The sequence below is a fragment of the Clostridium sp. genome, assembly GCF_051278035.1.
Classification (GTDB): domain Bacteria; phylum Bacillota; class Clostridia; order Clostridiales; family Clostridiaceae; genus Clostridium_AD.
In genome coordinates this window covers 1-6,246 of sequence record NZ_JBNMNU010000220.1, presented here as the reverse complement: position 1 = coordinate 6,246, position 6,246 = coordinate 1, and the positions used below count along the sequence as shown (strand labels likewise).

General features: G+C 32.0%; 7 protein-coding genes. 1 reads left to right on the top strand and 6 read right to left on the bottom strand.

Going from position 1 to position 6,246, the window contains the following annotated elements; all coding sequences use genetic code 11:
* Positions 1–403: 403 nt before the first annotated feature.
* A complete protein-coding gene (locus ACJAX4_RS21350) occupies positions 404–625 on the bottom strand; it encodes a sensor histidine kinase (protein WP_435791457.1) in 222 nt (73 codons plus the stop codon).
* A gap of 70 nt (positions 626–695) precedes the next feature.
* On the opposite strand from ACJAX4_RS21350, the gene ACJAX4_RS21345 reads away from it, so the two are divergent.
* On the top strand, positions 696–791 hold the full coding sequence (locus ACJAX4_RS21345; RefSeq protein ID WP_435791456.1) for a HAMP domain-containing protein: 96 nt from the start codon (positions 696–698) through the stop codon (positions 789–791).
* A gap of 61 nt (positions 792–852) precedes the next feature.
* Here ACJAX4_RS21345 and ACJAX4_RS21340 read toward each other — a convergent pair whose 3' ends face one another.
* From ACJAX4_RS21340 to ACJAX4_RS21320, 5 genes are all read right to left on the bottom strand, one after another.
* Positions 853–1,743 carry a cache domain-containing protein gene (locus tag ACJAX4_RS21340; RefSeq protein WP_435791455.1) on the bottom strand — a complete coding sequence of 297 codons (891 nt, stop codon included), beginning with the start codon at positions 1,741–1,743 and terminating at the stop codon, positions 853–855.
* 227 nt (positions 1,744–1,970) lie between these two features.
* Positions 1,971–3,023: a galactofuranose ABC transporter, permease protein YjfF gene (gene yjfF, locus ACJAX4_RS21335; protein WP_435791454.1), complete on the bottom strand. Its 1,053-nt coding sequence runs from the start codon at positions 3,021–3,023 to the stop codon at positions 1,971–1,973.
* Complete coding sequence (locus ACJAX4_RS21330) at positions 3,020–4,057, bottom strand: ABC transporter permease (protein WP_435791453.1); 1,038 nt, start codon at positions 4,055–4,057, stop codon at positions 3,020–3,022. The genes yjfF and ACJAX4_RS21330 overlap by 4 nt, the downstream gene beginning before the upstream one ends.
* Positions 4,044–5,579, bottom strand: a complete 1,536-nt coding sequence (locus tag ACJAX4_RS21325) for a sugar ABC transporter ATP-binding protein (protein WP_435791452.1) — start codon at positions 5,577–5,579, stop codon at positions 4,044–4,046. The genes ACJAX4_RS21330 and ACJAX4_RS21325 overlap by 14 nt, the downstream gene beginning before the upstream one ends.
* 116 nt (positions 5,580–5,695) lie before the next feature.
* Positions 5,696–6,136, bottom strand: a complete 441-nt coding sequence (locus tag ACJAX4_RS21320; RefSeq protein ID WP_435791451.1) for a substrate-binding domain-containing protein — start codon at positions 6,134–6,136, stop codon at positions 5,696–5,698.
* Positions 6,137–6,246: the final 110 nt, after the last annotated feature.

The following is a 6,246-nucleotide window of genomic DNA, read 5'->3' as shown; positions in this document are numbered from 1 at the left end:
CATTACATACTATTTAGTCTTACGACTAAAATTTACTTTATTTACTAAAGTAATTAACTGGTTTAGCAAAATATTATTTTGCTATCTTTACCTATTTCTCTGTTTAATTTTCAAAGACCAATTTGTTATTTGCTTTCGTCAATTGCTGACGACTTCTACTATAATACTAGATGTTTCCTTATCTGTCAACAAGTTTCTAAAATTTATTTTCATTTAAAATCTAGTTGGATAATAATAAACATTTAACTTAATTCGCCACCGCTTTGCGACGACAAGGAATATTCTATCACATAAATATGAGCATAATCTCATGGTATATGCCTTCTATCTAAATTAGATTCACATTACTACATATAAGTATATATAACTCAATATATCACATCACGATACGCATGGTTCAAATTTAATTCCTAATAATCGGATGCCAAAGCTCCACAGTAGTTCCTTCTCCATATATGCTATTGTACTTCAGCCCAAACCCCTCTCCATAAGTCAATTTTATTTTTTCATTTACATTAAAAATACCATATCCAATCACAGTACTTGAAGTAGTTTTCCCCATAAGCATTTCATTAATTTGTATTAGTTTCTCTTCCTTTATTCCTATACCGTTATCTTGAACAATAAAATAAATTTTCTCATCTTTAATTTCACCACTTATTCTAATGTATCCAGAACCTAAATTGAAAAGGCTTATGAAAAAAACTGAAGAAGGAGATTTTGATGTAGTTTTTAATAGTAAATATAATGATGAGATTGGTGAACTTGGAAACGCCTTTAATAAAATGTAAAATACTTATTTCTGCTTTTCTTTTCATTTTAGCTTCAATTTGAACTAAATTGACTAATTTTTTAATCTCTCTTACCATAGATTGGTTTGACTATGGACCTCGTAAAAAATATAGCCAAAATCTCAGCAATAAGCCGGGTAATAATTGCAATAATGATAGAGTAATATGCCAAGGAGTTTATAACCTTTAAACTTTCATTTAAGGTGAATACCTCCACAGTTTTCCAACCAGTATAGGTTGAAGCACTATGAATTATTACATAATCCATATCCTTAATTCTCTTAATTGAAATTTCATCACTTGAGTTCTCTATCCAGTCATCTTTTATCCTATATACTATTTCATTAACCGGAGAATATACTATTTCTCCATTACTATCTACAATATATACAAACCCTGTCTTAGCTGGTTTAGCATTTTCTATTACACTTTTAATAATATCTAGCTTCATGTCTATAAGAATTACACCAATGCACTTTCCAATTTTTTTGTTAATTATAGCTTTTGACATTGATACTACCTCATCGGCACTGTATTGAAAGATATTATTAATGTTTCTACCCACAGGTTTACTAAAAAGATGCATGGTATCAGGGTTTTCCGAAGCCAAAACGTACCAATTTTCATTTGTAAGAGGGTCTCTTGAGTTCCTACCCATAACATCACTTATAAAAATATCATTTTTATTAACTACAACTATACCAGCTATTTCAGGATGAAAAGTGGTATAGCTATATATAGCCTTTGATACCTCTTCCTCAACAACTTTTAAATCTACATCAATTTTAGAAATATCACTATTTAGAAATTTTAAAACTCTCGGGTCTTGCGATAAAAAATTAATTATGTTTTCTGTATCCTTTATATAAAAATCTATATTGTTACTAATTTGTTTTGCCATCTGCTTTACATTTTCATCTTGTTGGTCGGTAATTGAATTTTTATATAACAAATTGCCTAAAATTGAGATCGTAATAATTGGAATTAAAATTACTAAGGAGAAATAAAAAGTAAGTTTACTTCCTATAATTTATTTAAGAATTTAACACTAAAATTTTTCATTTTACTCCTCCTTCATGTTAAATTAACTACACTAATATCATAATCCATATTTACACAATATAAAAGCACCCTTTATAAATTACTAGGGTGCTTTTATACATCTTATCTATATTAATTTTAATTAAGGGGCGTTATAACTTGATTTTCAATTGTCTTTTCACTTGATTTAGAAACAAAAGTTTTTCTTTTACCATTTCTAATTACAATGACTCTTTGCAGAGCAATAAATATGAAAAGCAACATTCCTACTGCTATTTTGGTCCACCAAGAGTTAAGAGTTCCTTGAAACATTATTAGATTTTGAATAACTCCAGTAGTAAGTACCCCAAACATAGGTCCTATAGCAGAACCGACTCCACCGGTTAATAAAACTCCACCGATTACACAGGCCGCTATGGCATCCATTTCCATACCATTACAATGAAGTCCATATCCTGAAAGAGTATATATTGTGAAAAGAAGTCCTCCAAGCGCCGAACAAAATCCTGAAAATGTATAAACTAATATTTTAGTTTTTGAAACAGGGAGACCCATAAGCATTGCCGAATTTTCATTTCCACCAATAGCATATATTGTTCTTCCAAACTTAGTATATTTTAATATATACGTTGCTGCAGCAACAACTATTAAACTTACCACAACATTTGCTGAAATATGGCTTCCGAACCCAATTGGTATCCTTAGACTAGATATACTTGTAAAAACCGGATTTTTTATTGTAATACTATTGATGCTTATTAAATAACTTGAGCCTCTAGCGAAAAACATACCGGCCAAAGTAACAATCCAAGGATGAAGCTTAAATTTTTGAATCAAAAACCCTTGAACCGTTCCAAAAATCATACCTACAAATAACACAAAAACTATGACTACAATTGGATTCACTCCTTTTTTAAGTAAATCAGCAGCAATCATGCTTACAAACGCAACCATAGCTCCAACAGAGAAATCTATCCCTCCCGTTAGTATTGCAACCGTTTCTCCCACGGCCACAACTATAAGATATGCATTATCAATAAATAAATTAGCAAATACTTGAGGTGTAAAAAAGTTATCATAACTTATTGACCCAATTGCAAATAGTATTGTGAATAATATTATAGTGGCATAAATTAAAACGTTGGATTGTTTAATTCCAAATAGAGAAAAAATTGCAACCTTCTTTTTCATACTTTTGCCACCTTCTTTTTCTTAAGTCTTTGAAATAAACTATTTCCCTTTAACATCTTTCTAAATATTGGAGACTGAATGAGAACAACCGTTATAACAACAATTGCTTTAACTACAAGTGTAACCTCCGGCGGAACTCCGATAGAATATATAGTTGTAGTAAGGCTTTGTATAAATAGTGCCCCTACAACAGTTCCTCCCAAATAAAATCTTCCACCTGACATGGATGTACCACCTATAACTACTGCGAGTATTGCATCAAGTTCTAACCACAGCCCCCCATTGTTAGCATCTGCACTTTTTATATTTGAACATATTATGATTCCTGCGAGTCCTGCAAGTAAACCACATATAGCATAAAGTGAAAAAAACACTTTAGTCGAATTTATTCCTGAAAATCTACTTGCTTCTCTATTAACACCTATTGCCTCGACAAATAGTCCGAGAGAAGTTTTTCTCATGATAAAATATATTATAAATATAACAGCTATGGCAATGTATACTGATATAGGTATTAGTAAATATCCAGTACCTATGTAAATAAAAGCTTCATTTGTAAAAGTAAGTATCTTGCCATCAGTTATTAATTGCGCTATCCCCCTACCTACAATATACAGAATTAATGTAGCAACCATTGGTTGTACCCCAATATATGTAACTAAAAGTCCATTCCACATGCCGCAAAGTAGTCCAGCGAGGAGTCCAGCACAAACAGCCATAATTACGGGGCCACCATTTACTATTACAGTAGCTGAAACACAGGCACTTATTGCAATTACAGATCCTACTGAAATATCAATTCCTTGAACTGCAATTACAATTGTCATTCCAAGGGATATAAGAATAAGTGGAGATGCTCTGTTTAATATATCTATTATACTTCCAAATAAATGCCCATCTCTCATTTCTATTTTTAAGAACGCAGGGTTTACAATAAAATTTATAAAAATAATACAAATCAAACACATCAACGGCCAAAACATTGCCATATTATAAAATTTCATAAGACTATTCTCATGCTTAGTTTTTTCCATAACTTATACCTTCCCCCGCAATAGTTTCCATAATGGTTTGTTCCTGTATTTCTTCACCTATTAATTCTCTAATAATCATCCTATCCCGTAGCACTAGTACCCTATCGCAGCATCTTACCATTTCCTGAAGCTCAGATGATATAAATATAATTGTCATCCCCTCAGACGCGAGTCTAATTACAAGTTTCATTATTTCACTTTTTGCACCTATATCAATTCCTCTCGTAGGCTCATCTAGAATTAAAATCTTAGGATTTGTTGCAAGCCATCTTGCGAGTATTGCCTTTTGTTGGTTTCCTCCACTTAAATTATCAATCCTTTTTTCAATACTAGGTGTAGATATTTTTAATAACTTTACATACTTTTCTGAAATTTCTTGTTGTTTTTTCATTGGCAAATATTTAAAAATCCCCATGCTCGATTGAAGTGCTAATATTATATTCTCTCTAATTGATAATTCACCAATTATTCCTTCAACCTTCCTGTCTTCAGGACAAAACCCAAAACCTTCTTTAATAGCTTTAAGTGGGTTAATATAAGAATACACCTTGCCACGGATACTTATTGTTCCATGATCAGCTTTATCAATACCAAATATTAGTTTTGCAGTTTCAGTTCTTCCAGATCCGAGTAGCCCTGCAAATCCTAGAATCTCTCCTGGCTTTATATCTATATCGAAAGGTTCTATTGTACCTCTTTTTCCTAATTTACATGCCTTCACATAATTACCCTCAATTGGTTTAATTCTTACTTCTTTAAGCTTTTTATCTGTCCTCTCAATATCGTTAAATTCTTTGCCTACCATTTTAGATATTAAATCAATTCGAGAGAGCTTGCTTGCTTCATAAGTTCCAATAAATTCACCATTTCTTAGTACAGTTATTCTATCAGATATTTGATATACTTGATCCAAAAAGTGAGTGACAAAAACAATTGACATACCATCGTCTTTCAATTTTCTCATGGCCTTGAACAGTTCTTTTACTTCATTACTATCTAAACTTGAAGTAGGCTCGTCTAATATAAGTATCCCTCTTGAAATATCAACTGCGCGTGCAATTGCGACCATTTGCTGTATTGCCACTGAATAAGAAGACAATAATTTTTTTACATCTATTTTTAGATTAAGTCTCTCTTCTAATAAATTTTTAGCGTTTTTATTTATTGTATCCCAATCAATTAAGCCCCTTTTCATTGGCTCACGACCTATATATATATTTTCAGCCACAGTTAAATTTAAACATAAGTTAACCTCTTGATAAACAGTACTAATGCCATGTTTTTGAGCAGCCCCTGTGGAAGTAATTCTAATTTCTTTACCTCTCAAAAATATTTTTCCCTCGTCAATTTGGTGCACTCCAGTAAGGACTTTAATCAAGGTTGATTTCCCCGCTCCATTTTCGCCCATAAGTGTATGAATTTCACCCTTTTTAAGTTGAAAATCAACGGATGAAAGAGCTATTACACCTGGAAATGTCTTGCATATTCCGAGCACATCTAAAACTATATTACTGTCAGCCATGAGACGTTCCCTCCTTTAAGAATTTAAATAACATGATTTTTTATAACATAAGGGGCATACAAACAAATAACCATACTTACTTGTTATTTATTTAAATGCCCCTAATATTTAATGAATTAATATTTACGTTCAGGTAATGCCGCTGTAGCTTCTTCAGCTCCTACAAAAACACCCTCTTCTGATTTTATCCATTTATCTACTGTCTTACCTGCTACTAAATCTTTTGCAACTTGAGCAAGTTGTGGTCCAAGGAGCGGATTACATTCAACTATACAGTTGGTTTTGCCTTCTGACATTGCAGTAAATGCATCTTTGATTCCATCAATTGAAACTATAATTATGTCTTCTCCTGGTTTTAGACCATATTCTTCAATTGCTTGAATAGCGCCCATTGCCATATCATCATTATGAGCATATAAAACTTCAATATTCTTTCCATCTGATTTTAAGAAAGCTTCCATAACTTCCTTACCTTTTGCACGAGTAAAATCACCAGTTTGTGATTTTATAATTTTAAGTCCAGGGAAATCTTTTATTCCTTCTTTAAATCCAGCCATACGATCTACTTGTGCACTGATCCCACTGTTCCTTGAAGCTCAACTATATTTACTTCACCGTCTTTACCGTATTTATCAGTTAAAAACTTAGCAGCATTTTTTCCTTCTAA